General features: G+C 69.1%; 10 protein-coding genes. 5 read left to right on the forward strand and 5 right to left on the reverse strand.

All coding sequences use genetic code 11. The annotated features are described in order from the left end of the window. Window positions 1-137: 137 nt before the first annotated feature. Both ABD210_RS16055 and ABD210_RS16060 read right to left on the reverse strand, forming a co-directional pair. Complete coding sequence (locus ABD210_RS16055; RefSeq protein ID WP_344112272.1) at window positions 138-1,118, reverse strand: TAXI family TRAP transporter solute-binding subunit; 981 nt, start codon at window positions 1,116-1,118, stop codon at window positions 138-140. Continuing rightward, window positions 1,115-3,175 carry a TRAP transporter permease gene (locus ABD210_RS16060; RefSeq protein WP_344112273.1) on the reverse strand — a complete coding sequence of 687 codons (2,061 nt, stop codon included), beginning with the start codon at window positions 3,173-3,175 and terminating at the stop codon, window positions 1,115-1,117. Before ABD210_RS16060 ends, ABD210_RS16055 begins: the two co-directional genes overlap by 4 nt. A 118-nt stretch (window positions 3,176-3,293) precedes the next feature. Here ABD210_RS16060 and ABD210_RS16065 point away from each other — a divergent pair, with 118 nt between their 5' ends. Further along, on the forward strand, window positions 3,294-3,959 hold the full coding sequence (locus ABD210_RS16065; RefSeq protein WP_344112274.1) for a response regulator transcription factor: 666 nt from the start codon (window positions 3,294-3,296) through the stop codon (window positions 3,957-3,959). Window positions 3,960-3,962: 3 nt separating this feature from the next. After that, entirely contained in the window at window positions 3,963-5,333 is a 1,371-nt protein-coding gene (locus tag ABD210_RS16070; protein ID WP_344112276.1) for a sensor histidine kinase, read from the forward strand. A 505-nt stretch (window positions 5,334-5,838) separates the two neighbouring features. On the opposite strand, the gene ABD210_RS16075 is transcribed toward ABD210_RS16070, so the two are convergent. Continuing rightward, the gene (locus tag ABD210_RS16075; protein WP_344112277.1) at window positions 5,839-6,840 is read right to left on the reverse strand and encodes a TAXI family TRAP transporter solute-binding subunit; all 1,002 of its coding nucleotides are present in this window, start codon (window positions 6,838-6,840) and stop codon (window positions 5,839-5,841) included. Between the two features lie 219 nt (window positions 6,841-7,059). Here ABD210_RS16075 and ABD210_RS16080 point away from each other — a divergent pair, with 219 nt between their 5' ends. After that, the gene (locus tag ABD210_RS16080; RefSeq protein ID WP_344112279.1) at window positions 7,060-10,077 is read left to right on the forward strand and encodes an alpha-mannosidase; all 3,018 of its coding nucleotides are present in this window, start codon (window positions 7,060-7,062) and stop codon (window positions 10,075-10,077) included. 128 nt (window positions 10,078-10,205) lie between these two features. After that, window positions 10,206-11,537 carry a cytochrome P450 gene (locus tag ABD210_RS16085; protein ID WP_344112280.1) on the forward strand — a complete coding sequence of 444 codons (1,332 nt, stop codon included), beginning with the start codon at window positions 10,206-10,208 and terminating at the stop codon, window positions 11,535-11,537. 140 nt (window positions 11,538-11,677) lie between these two features. On the opposite strand, the gene ABD210_RS16090 is transcribed toward ABD210_RS16085, so the two are convergent. Then, window positions 11,678-12,181, reverse strand: a complete 504-nt coding sequence (locus ABD210_RS16090) for a DUF5709 domain-containing protein (protein ID WP_344112281.1) — start codon at window positions 12,179-12,181, stop codon at window positions 11,678-11,680. A gap of 103 nt (window positions 12,182-12,284) precedes the next feature. Here ABD210_RS16090 and ABD210_RS16095 point away from each other — a divergent pair, with 103 nt between their 5' ends. After that, the gene (locus ABD210_RS16095) at window positions 12,285-13,439 is read left to right on the forward strand and encodes an FUSC family protein (protein ID WP_344112282.1); all 1,155 of its coding nucleotides are present in this window, start codon (window positions 12,285-12,287) and stop codon (window positions 13,437-13,439) included. 430 nt (window positions 13,440-13,869) lie between these two features. Here ABD210_RS16095 and ABD210_RS16100 read toward each other — a convergent pair whose 3' ends face one another. Further along, window positions 13,870-14,313, reverse strand: coding sequence for an OsmC family protein (locus ABD210_RS16100; RefSeq protein ID WP_344112283.1), 444 nt, complete (start codon window positions 14,311-14,313; stop codon window positions 13,870-13,872). Window positions 14,314-14,316 lie beyond the last annotated feature (3 nt).

The following is a 14,316-nucleotide window of genomic DNA, read 5'->3' on the forward strand; positions in this document are numbered from 1 at the left end:
GGCCTGAAACCCTCCCCCACTGCGCCTGGTTGTGGGGGTGGGCCTGGTTCCCGCCTCCGCTGCGCCTGGTGTGCGGAGGTGGGACCCTGCGCCCTCCCCCGCTGCGCCTGGTGTGCGGGGGAGGACGGATCGTGGGGTCAACTCATGGAGTCGATCGCCTTCTTCGCGCCCGGGTGCAGCGGCACCGGGTCGGTCTTGGCCGCGTTCTCCACCGTGATGCCCTTGGCGGCGGCATTCACCTGGACCAGCGCGTCCTTGTTGTCGTAGATGACCTTGGTCAGCTTCTCAGCCAGCTCGTCCGACATGTTCTTCCGGACCAGCAGCACGTTCGGCACGATGATCGTCGCCACGTCCCCCGCCTGCTTGTACGTCGCGGCCGGGATCGCGCCCTCGGCATAAATAGTGCCGTATGTCTTCTGCAGTGCGGGCAGCAGGTCCGTGATCGGGATCAGCTTCACGTCCTTGCCCAAGCTGGTGGTCAGGTCGGTGATGCCGCCGGTCGGCAGGCCGCCGGACCAGACCAGGGCGTCGATCGAGCCGCTCTTCATCGCATCCACCGACTCCGGCAGGCCGAGCCGCTGGGCGGTGACGTCGCGGGCCGCGTCCAGGCCGGCCGCCTCGAGCAGCCGGCGAGCGATCACCTCGGTGCCGGAGTTCGGCGATCCGGTGGACACCCGCTTGCCCTTCAGGTCAGCGATCTTGGTGATGCCGGCGGACGCGCGGACCGCGACCTGCGTGTAGTTCGGGTAGAGCCGGGTCAGCGCGACCACGTCCTGCGGCGACTTGAAACTGTGCTCACCCTTGACCGCGTCCGCCGCGGTGTCACCGAGCGAGAACGCGATGTCGTAGTTGCCCGCCACCAGCCCCTGCACGTTCTGCACCGAGGCGCCGGTCTCACTCGCCGTTGCCCGGTAGCCCTCCACCTTCGACGAGATCAGCGAGGCCAGCGCGCCACCGAGCTGGTAGTACACGCCGGTGGTATTGCCAGTGGCGATCGTCAGCCGGCCGCCATCCGTACCGGCCTTGCCTGCTTCTGGTTCGCGCTGACCTCCGCAGGCGACCAATGAGACAGCGGCGGCGAGCGCGACCACGGCGGCGGGGAGGCGACGGCTTCTCATGAAGTGAAGGTTCCTTCCGTTGATCCGGCACTTGACCGGGGTGGTGGGGTGGGGTCAGCATCTGTACCGCGTTGCCGCCGGAGAAGATTGATGACCACGGCAACAAGAAGCAAACCGATCCCGACGGCGATGGTTACGGGCGCGAGGTAGAGCAAGAGCAACGCCGCCGGCACGCACAGCAGTCGCTCGAGCCATCCAGTGGCGATCACGATCCAGCCGCCGGTGACGACAGCCAGCGCAGCCACGGCGAGGATCGAAACACCCAGCGTCCACAGCATGTCCAGCAGGCTGCCCTGGCCCAGCAGGTGAGCTCCGTTGTCGGTCAGCACGAACGCGAACGGCACCAGGAACGCAGGCAGCGTGTATTTCCACGCCTGCCACATCGTCGGCATCACCTTGCCGCCGGTGATCGCGGACGTCGCCACCGCGGCCAGTGCGGTCGGCGGCGAAACCTCGGAGAGCACCGCGTAGTAGAAGATGAACATGTACGCCTCGGCCTGCGTCACGCCGAGGTGGACCAACGCCGGCGCGATGATCACCGCCGCGATGATGAACGACGCCGTCACCGGCACCGCCAACCCGAGCACCAGTACTGCGAACGCGGACAGCACCACCGTCAGGATGAGCACGACGGTCGGGTTGTCCGTCAGGCCCTTCGCCGCGTCCACGATGATCTCGGCCAGGTTCAGCCCCAGTCCGGTCTGGGTCGTGACCGCGACGATCACCCCGGCGGTCGCGCAGGTGGCCACCACCGGCAGCACCGAACGGGTGCCCTGGGCAAGGGCCTTGAACAGTGGCCCAGCGGTCAACCGGTGCTCGCGGTCGAGGAACGACAACGCGAACTGGATGATCACGGCGTACACGACGGCCTTGAACGGCGGCACGTCCACCGCCATGAAGCCGATGATCACGAACAGCGACAGGAAGTGGTAGCTGAATCGCAGCAGCAACTTCCCCGCGGACTGGGTGGAGGTCTCGGCCGAGATGGTTCCATGCCGTCGCGCGTCGATCTCGATCGCCAGCAGGATGCCCAGGTAGTAGAGGATCGTCGGGATCACCGCGTAGCCGAGCACGGTCAGATAGCTGACCTGCAGGAACTCCGCGATGATGAACGCGGCCGCACCCAGTGTCGGCGGTGACAGGATCGCGCCGATACCTGCCGCGGCGAGCATTCCGCCGGCGGGCTCAGGCGGGTAGCCCGCGCGGCGGAGGATCGGCCAGGACACCGTGCCCAACGAGACTGCCGTCGCCGTACCAGAGCCGGAGACGCTGCCCAGGAGGAAACCCGCCAGCGTGACGGTCCGGCCGGGCGCGGTACGGCTTCGTTTGAAGGCCGCGAAGGACAGGTCGATGAAGAACTTGCCGGCGCCGGAGTAATCGAGCACCGCGCCGTAGATGGTGAACAGCACGATGTAGCTGGCTGCCACGTTCAGCGGGGTTCCGTAGAACCCGGCCGTGCCCATGGTGAACTGCGCGACGATCGCGTCGAAGTTGAAGCCCTGGTGGGCCAGGGACCACGTGTACGGCAGGTAGCCGCCGTAGTACGCATAGGCAATGAAGAGCACGCTGACGAGCGGCAGCACCCAGCCCGTCGTACGGCGGCAGGCTTCGAGCAGCAGCACCAGCAGCACGGCACCGGCGAACACGTCGAGAGTGGTCGGAGCCTGGCGTCGCTCCAGGAAGCCGTCGAAGTCGAACAGCGGATAGACGCAGACGACGAGCGCGATCACGGCGAGCACCCAGTCGGTGATGCCTGGGTTGTCGCCTGCCCGGGCCTTGAAGGGATTCACGAAGGCAGGCACATGCCAGCCCCGGTAGCACAACAACGTGACCGGCAGGGTGGCTGCGAGAAAGATCACTAAATAGAACTGGGTTCCGGCCGACAACGGGAAGAAGACCTGCAGCAGAACGCCGACGCTGACCACCGCGCACCAGGCGGAGACCGCCAGGTCCAGGGCAGGATGCAGCCGCCGAGCGGGCTTTTCCTGCTCGTACTCGGCTAGTTCGGACTCGGAGAGCGCGGCAGAGCCAGCCCCCGTACCAACACCCACAGTCATCGACCGGTTCCCTCCTGTCGTCGAAGGCTAGTGTCGACGACCACTCCATGGAGTCGCGTGATTACGTCTTTACCAAGATCTGACACACATGAGCGCCTCCTGCCCTACGATCACGGACATGAGTGGCGCGGTCAGGATTCTGTTGGTCGAGGACGATCTCGATATCGCCAATGCTCTGATACCTGCGCTGCGGCGGTACGGGCTGATGGTGACGCACGTCAGGACGGCCGCGGACGCCCTCGCCGCCGACCCCGGGGACCTCGTTCTGCTGGACCTCGGGCTTCCCGACGGCGACGGCATCAACGTGTGCCGGCAGATTCGCACGGTGTCAGACGTCCCTGTGATCGCGGTCACCGCCCGAGGCGAGGCGGCGGACCGGGTCCGCGGCCTGCGCAGCGGCGCGGACGACTACGTGGTGAAACCCTTCGCCATCTCCGAACTACTCGCCCGCATCGACGCCGTACTGCGGCGCACCGGCCTTCTGCAGCCTCGACCGCGGGTCACGGTCGGTGACCTGACCGTGGATATCGAGGCCCGGACGGTCCAGGTGGCGGAGAAACCAATCAGCCTGACCCGCAAGGAATTCGACGTACTCGCTGTGCTGGCCGCTCACCACGGCCGGGTGGTGCCGCGCGAACAGGTCGCCCTCTACGCGTGGCAGTCCGTCTTCGAGGCCTCGTCGCGGACCATGGACGTGCACGTGGCAAGCCTGCGGGCCAAGCTCGGCAGACCGGAGCTCGTCCAGACCATCCGCGGCGTCGGCTACCGCCTGGGCTCGGACTGACCGTTGCGCCGTCGCCTGCTGCAGTCCCTCGTCCCGATGGTGATCGTGCTCGCCGTCGTCGCTGCTGTTCCGCTGGCCAACTACATCGCGACCAGTGCGTCGCGCACGCTCTTCCTGTCTCGTAGCAACGACGCCGACTGGTTCGCCACCATGGCCGAGTCGCCGCTGCAGTCCGGTGACATCGCCGGCCTGCGCGAGCTCGCCGTCCGCTATCACGAGCTCTACAACACCCCGGTGTTCGTCGTGGACGTCGACCGCCGGGTGATCGCCACCTCACGATCGGGCGTCGTCGTGACGGAGCCGGACCTGGACAACGCGCTGGACAGCACCCTGGCCGGCCGCCTGCCCGCGGAACCGCCCGCACTGTGGCCGTGGCGTTCCGGCGAGATGGTGGTGGCGCGCCCGGTCGTCAACAACGGCCGCGTGCTCGGCGCCGCAGTACTGCGGGTCCCGACCGAGCGGAGTCGCGAGCAGGTCCAGCGTGGCCTGCTGCTCCTCCTCGGTGGTCTGCTGATCAGCATCGGCGCCGTCGTGATCGGCATCGTCCGCCCGGTGACCCGCTGGGTGCTGCGGCCGCTGAACGACCTCGACAACGCGACCCACCAGGTCACCCGCGGCGCCCTCGACACCCGGGTCTCCACCGACGGTCGTGCGCCGGAGCTCCGCCGGCTGGGCGACAGCTTCAACTCGATGGCCCTGAGCCTGCACCAGGCCCGGCAGCGCGAGCGGGAGTTCGTCGCCGACGCGTCCCACCAACTGCGGACCCCGCTCACCTCGGCCCGCATCCACATCGAGGGCCTCTCACGGCTGTCCCCGACCGCGCGGTTCGCGCTCAGCGACATCGACCGCCTCGGCCGGATCGTTCAGCGGCTGTCCCGACTGGCCGGTTCCGACCGTCCCGGCGATGCCGACGGCAACGAGCCGCCGCTGGACCTGGCCCAGGCGGTGAAGGAGCGGCTGGTCGGCTGGAAGGCCGTGTATGCCGCCGACGACCTGGAACTCATCATCGGCGAGATGGTCCCCGGCGGGGTCGCCTCCGAGCTCGAGGTGGACGACATCCTCGACGTGCTCCTCGACAACGCCGCCAAGTACGGCGCCCCGCCCGTCGAGGTCTCGGTACTGCGGGACGGCACCGAGGTGGTCCTGTCAGTCCGCGACCACGGCCTCGGCCTGGGCTCCCGGGACCTGAAGAAGGTCGGCGAACGTTTCTGGCGCAGCGCCCATCACCGCGAAATGCCCGGCACCGGCCTGGGCCTCGCGATCGTCCGCTCAGAGGCCGCCCGAGTAGGCGGCCGCGTAGTAGCCCGCCCCCCGATCGGCGGCGGCCTGGTCATCGAGGTTCGCGTCCCCCTCATCGAGGACTACGACCTCTAGTACGCCGCTGACCCCTGGTGCGCCGCTCCAGCACCTCTGGTACGCCGCTCCCTGCGCAGCTCCTATGAGGGTTGGGCCACGCAAGGCGCCGTACTCCCCTGCCACGGTGGTAGCCGCAGCCATCTCACCCAGCCCAAGGTGATCCCGCGCCGAGCGCGCCGTGTGCGCCCGGTGGGGACCAGTGGCGGGATGCCCGGTCGGGACCAGTAGCGGGATATCCGGTCGGGACCAGTGGCGGGATATCCGGCCGGTAGCGCGTTATTTTGGCGCCAGTGGGCGAAGAACCCGGCAGCGGGCGCGCCGCGAACGCTGCAGGTGGGCGCGCCGCGAACGCTGCGGGTGGCGCGGCTGCGACGCAGGAGCCGGGCGGAGTTGCGACGCAGGAGCCGGGCCGGGGTTGCGACGCAGGAGCCGGGCGGAGTGCGACGCAGGAGCCGGGCCGGGTTGCGACGCAGGAGCTGGGCGGAGTGCGACGCAGGAGCCGGGCGCGGTCGGAGTACGGGACTCAGATGTGGTTGTTCCTGTACCAGCGTTCGGCGGCTGGGTGGAGCGGGATCGGCATGGTGGCGATGGCGGAGCGGGCGTCCAGGGAGCCTGCTTCGGGGTGGATCTCCATCAGGTCGGTCTGGCGGCGGAACATCGTGTTCAGGGTCCACCAGGCCCACGAGTCGGGCAGGCCGCGCCGGGCCAGCAGGTAGTTCGGTACGGCGAGGGTCGGTACCGAGCTCGAGAGCTGGTAGACCGAGGGTGGGATGGAGGAGAGGAGGTAGCCGCCGAAACGCTTCAGCGCGATCTGCTCTGCCAAACTGCCGATGTCGACCAGCCGGAAGCCGATGGTCGACTGCAGGTCCAGGATCGGCTTCGTCGGCAGGCCGCCGCTCCAGATCAGTGCGTCGATCCCGTTCGGGCTCTTCTCGTCCTTCGCCTTGGCCTGCAGCGCCTTCGCCGCTTGCTCGAGGCTGTAGTTCCGCTTCCGGACCTGTACTCCGGCCGCCTGCAGGATGCGCTCGGCGACCACCCGGGTGCCTGAGTTCACCGGACCGACGCTCACCTGCTTGCCGGCCAGGTGCCCGATGTTGAAGATGTCGGAGGACATCGGCACCACCACGTGCACGTAGTTGTCGTAGGTCCTGGCGAGCGCGGTGAAGCGCAGCGCACCCTTGGCGAAACTGGTGTCGGCGGCGCCGTCCCAGGCGTCCAGGGCCGAGTCCGACAGGCTGAAGCCGACGTCCGCAGTGCCGGCGGCGAGCATCCGGAGGTTCTGCACGGACCCGTCGGTCTGGATCGTGGTCATCTGCACCCCGGTCACCTCGGTGACCAGCTTGGCCAGCCCAGCACCGTAGATGGCGTACACGCCGCCCGTGTTGCCGGTGGCGAACCTGGCCGGTCCGGCCGGGGCCGGTTCCTGGGACCGGCCGCGGGAACATCCGGGTGTCACCAGCGCCGCCGCAGCCGCGGCTCCCATTCCGAGCACGCTCCGGCGATTCAGCAGGCGGGGACGATCCATAGAGGACAACCTAGAGGTCCAGCGGTCCGTGCTGGTAGTTGCTCCAGTGCCGGCGGTGCTGAGTCCCAGTGCCGGTAGTGCTGAGCTAGCGGCAACAGTTGGCATCGTGCTGCTACTGAGGGTGCCGTAAGGCGCTGAGTCTGGACGCGCCCGGGTGGTATGTGACAGCGTTGTCATGCAGGCGGCCGAGAGAGCCGCGACAACCCGGAGGATGATTCCGTGCACGACGACCGACAACTCATCGAGGAGCGGCTCCAGCGCGCCCTGCGGGAGCGGATCCGCCCCGCGATCTACGGCGCGGCCGTCCCGCTGGACATCAAGGTGTGGCACGCGCCTGGTGAGCCGGTGTCCCCCGCCGAGGCCCTCGTTGCCAGCTACGAGGCGGCCGAGATCGGCTTGCCCTGGGGTCCCGCGTGGGGCACCGCGTGGTTCAACTTCAGCGGCCAGGTGCCGACCGAGTGGGCCGGCCGTGAGATCGAGGCCGTGATCGACCTCGGCTTCAGCGGCGGTCCGGGCTTCTCCGCGGAGGGCCTGGTGCACACCACCTCCGGCGTCCCCCTGAAGGGCCTGCACCCGCGGCAGACCTACGCGCCGCTGTCGATCCTCGGCCCGGACGGTACCGCGGCCTCGGCCGGCGACCACATCGAGTTCTACGTCGAAGCCGCGGCCAACCCCGAAGTACTGGGATCCAACGCCTTCGCCCCGACCGACATCGGCAGCAAGCCGGAGCCGGGCGGCAAGCCGATCTACCAGCTGGCCCGCGCCGACCTGGCCGTCTTCAACGCCGAGGTCTGGGACCTGATCCTGGACCTTGAGTCCCTCGACGGGCTGCAGAAGCAGCTGTCGCCGCAGGAGCCGCGCCGCCGGGAGATCCTGCGCGCGCTGAGCCGCGCCCTCGACGTACTGGACTACGAGGACGTCGCCGGTACCGCGACGGACGCCCGCGCCGAGCTGACCGACGTACTGAGCCGTCCGGCGCACGCGAGCGCGCACCAGCTGTCCGCGGTCGGCCACGCGCACATCGACTCCGCCTGGCTCTGGCCGCTGCGCGAGACCCGCCGCAAGGTGGCCCGCACGGTGTCCAACGTGGCCACGCTGGCCCAGGAGTACCCCGAGCTCGTCTTCGCGTTCTCGCAGGCACAGCAGCACGCGTGGGTGAAGGACAACTACCCCGAGGTGTGGGAGCGGCTGAAGAAGGCCGTTGCCGACGGCACCATCGTGCCGGTGGGCGGCATGTGGGTCGAGTCCGACACCAACCTGCCCGGCGGCGAGGCGCTGGCCCGGCAGTTCGTGCACGGCAAGCGGTTCTTCCTGGACGAGTACGGGATCGACACCCAGGAGGTCTGGCTGCCGGACTCGTTCGGCTACACCGCGGCGCTGCCGCAGCTGGTGAAGCTGTCCGGCTCGAAGTGGTTCCTGACCCAGAAGATCTCCTGGAACAAGGAGAACAAGTTCCCGCACCACACCTTCTTCTGGGAGGGCCTGGACGGGACCCGGGTGTTCACCCACTTCCCGCCGATCGACACGTACAACTCCGACCTGTCCGGCCGGGAACTCGCGCACGCGCAGCGCAACTTCGCCGAGAACGGCGCGGCGACGCGTTCGCTGGTGCCGTTCGGCTACGGCGACGGCGGTGGCGGCCCCACCCGCGAGTTCGTCGCGACCGCCCGCCGGGTGGCCAACCTGGAGTCCTCGCCGCGGGTGACGATCGAGTCCCCGACCGAGTTCTTCAGCGCGGCCGAGGAGGAGTACCCGAACGCGCCCGTGTGGTCGGGAGAGCTCTACCTGGAGATCCACCGCGCGACGTACACCTCGCAGGCGAAGACCAAGCAGGGCAACCGGCGCAGCGAGCACCTGCTCCGCGAGGCCGAGCTCTGGTCCGCGGCGGCCGTGGTGGCGGGCAAGCTCGACACCTACCCGTACGAGGAGCTCGACCGGATCTGGAAGGCCGTGCTGCTGAACCAGTTCCACGACATCCTGCCGGGCAGCTCGATCTCGTGGGTGCACCGCGAGGCCGAGGCGACGTACGCGCGGCTGGCCGAGGAGCTCGAGGCGATCATCGCCAAGGCGCAGCAGGCGCTCGCCGGCGAGGGCTCGAACCAGATCGTCTTCAACGCGGCCCCGCACAGCCGCGAGGGAGTCCCCGGCCTCGGCGCCGGCATCACCGCCGGCGAGGGCCAGGCGGCGACGATCGACGGCAACGTGCTGGACAACGGGCTGATCCGGGTCACGATCGACGACCGCGGCCTGATCACCTCCCTGTACGACGTGGCCGCCGACCGCGAGGTGCTGGCACCCGGCAGCGCGGCGAACCTGCTGCAGCTGCACGTGGACACCCCGAACCACTGGGACGCCTGGGACGTCGACTCGTTCTACAAGAACAATGTCCGCGACGTCACCGAGGTGGACACGGTCGACTTCAGCACCGTGGAGGGCGTCGCGACGGTCGTGGTGGCGCGCTCCTTAAACCGGTCCAGCATCACCCAGACGCTGCGGCTGCGGCCCGGCGCCAAGCGGGTCGACATCGAGACCTCGGTCGACTGGCACGAGTCGGAGAAGTTCCTCAAGGCGGCCTTCCCGGTGGACGTGCACGCCGACCGCTCCGCCTCGGAAACCCAGTTCGGGCACATCTTCCGCCCGACCCACCAGAACACCTCCTGGGACGCGGCCAAGTTCGAGATCGCCGCACACCGCTGGGTGCACGTGGGCGAGCCCGGCTACGGCGTTGCCGTGGTCAACGACTCGACGTACGGGCACGACATCAACCGGACCGCCCGCCAGGACGGTGGCACGACGACCACGATCCGCACTTCGCTGATCCGGGCGCCGCGCTTCCCCGACCCGCACACCGACCAGGGCGTGCACGTGGTGAACCACGCGCTGGTAGTCGGCGCCGGCATCCCGGAGGCGATCGAGGAGGGCTACCGGATCAACCTGCCGGAGCGCGTCGTCAGCGGTGCGACCGGGTCCGACCCGATCGTTGCCGTGGACAACGGCAATGTGATCGTCGAGGCGGTCAAGCTGGCCGACGACCAGTCCGGCGACGTGGTCGTCCGGCTGTACGAGTCGAGCGGCGGCCGCTCCCGCGCGACGCTCACGCCGGGCTTCGCCGCCACCACGGCGACGGAGGTCGACCTGCTGGAGCGACACCTGGCGGACCGTGAACTGAAGGACGGCGGCGTCACCTTCGAGCTCCGCCCGTTCCAGATCCTCACCCTCCGCTTCACCCGCGCCTGACCCAACGCACTTGCGTCCGAAGAACCGTGGGGCACGACCCCGGGTTCTTCGGACGCAAGGAAGCGCGCTACCTGAAGCTCTGCCGGTGTTCACACTGCTGACGTAGCGTGGAGCCCACAGGAGGTGGCATGTCACAGACGCCCTTGTTGGGAGCGCGCACGCTCGACCGGGAGACCGCCCGGGCCCTGCCGCCCGGTCCGCGGTTGCCGACCCTCGTTCAGACGGTGTTGTTCGCCAGCCATCGCAAGACGTACTTCCCGAAGCTGCGACGACGCTACGGCGAAGTCTTCACGATCCGGCTGGTCCCGTCGAGCCGGGTCGTCGTGGTGCTCAGCCGTCCGGACCACATCCGCGAGGTCTTCGGTACGCCGCCGACGGTGGCCCACGCGGGCGAAGGCAACACCGTGCTCGCCCCGATCATGGGTGACCACTCGCTCCTGCTGCTGGACGACGACGACCACGTGCGGATGCGGCGTCAACTCATGCCCGCCTTCAACGGCCACGCCCTGCGCAGCTATACCGGCATGATCGCCGACCTCGCCCGCGCGGAGGTCGAGTCCTGGCCGGTCGGCGAACCCTTCCGACTGCACGAGCGGATGCGGACCCTCACCCTCGAGGTGATCCTCCAGGTCGTCTTCGGCGTCACTGACCAGGACCGGCTGGCGCAACTCCGCCCACTGGTCGAAAAGGTGGTCTCCGTCCGGCCGGTCATCATGCTCGGCGGCTTCTACCCGCGCCTGCTCCGGCTGCCGCCCTGGCGCACCTACCTGGAGACCCAGCGCCAGGTCGACGAGATCCTGTACGACGAGATCGGGGCCCGGCGGAACCAGCAGAACCTTGCCGAGCGCAACGACGTACTGAGCAGGTTGCTTGCCGCGGGCACCTGGTCTGACGTGGAGCTCCGCGACCAGTTGGTGACTCTGCTGCTCGCCGGGCACGAGACCACCGCGACGGCTTTGGCCTGGGCGTTCCATGAGCTTGCGCGGCGGCCTGATCAATTGAGGGCCGGGCAGGTCGCCGCGGACGAGGGCGATGACGACTACCTCGAGGCGATCACCAAGGAGGCGATGCGTCTGCACCCGGTCATCTACCAGGTCGGCCGGCGGCTGACCGAGACGGTGGAGGTGGCCGGCTATCGCCTACCGCGCGGGACCACGTTGATGGCCGCGATCGGACTCGTTCACTCGGACGAGGAACACTTCCCCGGCGCCGGTGATTTCCGCCCGCAGCGGTTCTTGTCCGACAACCCGCCCGCGCCGGCGACCTGGATCCCGTTCGGCGGCGGCGCCAGACGGTGCATCGGCGCCGGGTTCTCGTTGCTGGAGGCGACCGAGATCCTCCGCGCGGCGCTCACCCGGTACGACGTCCACGCCGTCCGTCCCAGACCGGAAACGGCACAGCCGCGGAACGTGACCCTGGTCCCGTCCCGCGGCTGCGAAGTGTTGATGACGCGGCGCTAGGCCTGTCTCGCGGCGCTGGGCCTGTCTCGCGGCGCTGGGCCTGTCGCCTGTCTGGCGGCGCTAGGCCTGTCTCGCGGCGCTGGGCCTCGATGCGGCGCTGGGCCTCGATGCGGCGCTCGGTCCGCGTTCGGCGGCTGTGCTCAGTCCTCCGGGTCGCCGACGTCGCCGAGGTCCACGTCGCGGAGATCCTGGAGGTCGGTCTCGTCCTCGTCGTCAAGCTCGAACGGCGCGTCCTCGTCGACCACGTGCACGGCCGCCTCCTCGGCGCTGGCACCGGCCCCGTCGATACCGACGTCCTCCGCGACCAGGTCCTTCTCCTCGTCGAGGTGGGCTCCCTCGTCGGGCGCGACCAGGCGGCCAGACCGCGGGCCGCCGACCTCCGGACCGCCGACGTTCTCCTCGTCCTCGGCGTAAGGGTCGATATCCGGCTCCTCCTGCGCGATCCGCTGGTCGAGGGTCTCGCCCTGCAGCTGCTCATCGGCGGTGTTGCCGTACTTCTCGGCCGGCGACCACTTCTCCGGCGGGGAATAGCCCTCGTCCAGCGGGTCGTCCAGACCGCGGTCGTCCAGGGTGTCCTCGGCGCCCGGCTGGTCCTCGTCGTCGACGCTGTAGCTGCCGTAGTCCTCGCGGTTGTTCTCGGTCATGACCCCACCCTGGACGTCCCGGCGGTGTGAATCAAGGCAGCGCACGTCGGGCGCCCGCTGTGTCCGGCTGCCGGGGCACCGGCTCATCCCCGATGATGGGGTGATGGATCCGGTCCGGTTGACGCTGGAGCAGCTGCGCGAGCTGCGGGACGACGTAGCACCGCAGGCTGCCCGCCGGTCCAGAGCCTCCCTCCACCGCCGTATCGACAGGTGGCGCAATCGGGCCTTCTTCATCGCGCAGTGCTCCCTCGCCGCCGGCACCGCCTGGGCACTGGCCCGGTACGTCGTGGGTCACCCGCAACCGTTCTTCGCGCCCGTCGCGGCCATGGTCTGTCTCGGGTTCAGCTTCGGACAGCGGTTACGTCGGGTCGCCGAGGTGATGGTCGGCGTGGCGGTCGGGGTCGGGGTGGGCGACCTGTTCGTGAGGTTCTTCGGCACCGGCATCGTGCAGATCGTCATCGTGGTCGCCCTGGCGATGAGCGTGGCCGTCCTGCTCGGCGCGGGCAACCTGATGACCACCCAGGCCGGAGTGCAGGCCGCGATCGTGACCACCTTGCTGCCCAATCCCGGCGCGGGCTTCAGCCGCTGGCTCGACGCGGCTCTCGGCGGCCTCGTGGCGCTGGCCGCGGCAACCATCGCGCCGGCCGCCCCGATCCGTCGCCCGAGGCAACAAGCGGCCGAAGTACTGAACGAGCTGGCGGCGATCCTGGTCGAGACCGCGGAAGGCCTCCGCGCCAAGGACCCGGAACTGGTCACCGATGCCCTGCGGCGGGCCCGGTCGAGCGAGTCCCTACTGGACGATCTCCGCAGCGCCGCCGAGGAGGGCGTGGCCGTCGTCCGGATGTCGCCCTTCCGGCGTCGGCACCGGGGGCGCGTGCAGGAAGTCGCGGACCTGGTCATCCCCCTGGACCGGGCGATCCGGAACATCCGGGTCCTCGTCCGCCGGGCGGCCGTCTCCGTCTGGCGGGAGGAGCAGATCCCGGACGAGTACCCGGCGCTGCTGGAGCGCCTGGCCGATGGCACCCGCCTGATCGCCGAATCCCTCTTCGAGCCCGCCGCCGACGTCGCCGCGCACCGCGTCCTGGGAGAACTGGGCCGCCGGACCGCCGTGATGCCGATTCCCTCCGGACTGTCCGCCGTGGTGATGCTGGGCCAGATCCGCTCGACCATCGTGGACCTGCTCGAGCTGACCGGTACGTCGTACGACGAAGCGCGCGAACTGGTCCCGCTCCGGCACGACGGGCTGGATGAGAAGTAGGTCACGCCAGATTCTTTGGTGAAATCCCCGTCATAGCCGGGTCGCCGGTGCGTCTCACAGGCATGACGATCCACCGACTGATGAGTGTCATCGCTTCGGAGCAGGTCCGCCTGCGCGGCGACGACCCACGCGAAATCCCGGCCTCAGAGGCCCTTGCAGACGACCGGAACGACGCCGCCGCCGAGCAGTAGAGGCGCGAACCGGACGGACGGGCAGGCGGCGCACCCGGACGGTCTTCCCCACCGAGGTAGACCGCACGGACGTCGCATGACGCAAGAGGCGCCCTGATGCGAGGCGCCGTCTGCTCCGTCACCCCTGTGTCCCGCGCGGGAGCGGGACACCGAACCACCCGCTGGCTGTCCTGACGCCGATTGCGCGAGGCTCAGGGCAGCCAGCCGGGTGGCTTCTTTTTGTTCGGCGCCGTGACGTGTCAGCCGGCGACGATGACCTCGGTGGTGACCGAGTTGGCGATGAAGCACTCCAGGTGCGCCCGGTGGTGCATCCGCTCCAGTGCCTCAGCGTCCGGGGTCTGGCCCGCGAACGTGATCTTCGGGTGGAGCGTCACCTGGGTGATCGCCAGCCGCCCGGCCTCGTTCTTCGCCATCACCCCTACCGCATGGTCGTCGTACGAGTCGACCACCAACCGCTTCTTCGCCGCGATCGCGAGGAAGGTGAGCATGTGGCAGGACGACAGCGCCGCCACGAAGGCCTCTTCCGGATCGACCGGCCCCGGATTGCCCAGGTACGCCGGATTGGCGGACCCGGGCACGGTGATACCGCCGTCGAAGTGCCAGTGGTGATCGCGGCTGTAGGTGTCGTAGGTGAACTCGTGCTCACCACGACTCCAGCTGACATCGACCACGTGCTCCGACATGTT

Origin of the sequence: Kribbella alba (assembly GCF_039529635.1) — a bacterium.
GTDB classification, from domain to species: domain Bacteria; phylum Actinomycetota; class Actinomycetes; order Propionibacteriales; family Kribbellaceae; genus Kribbella; species Kribbella alba.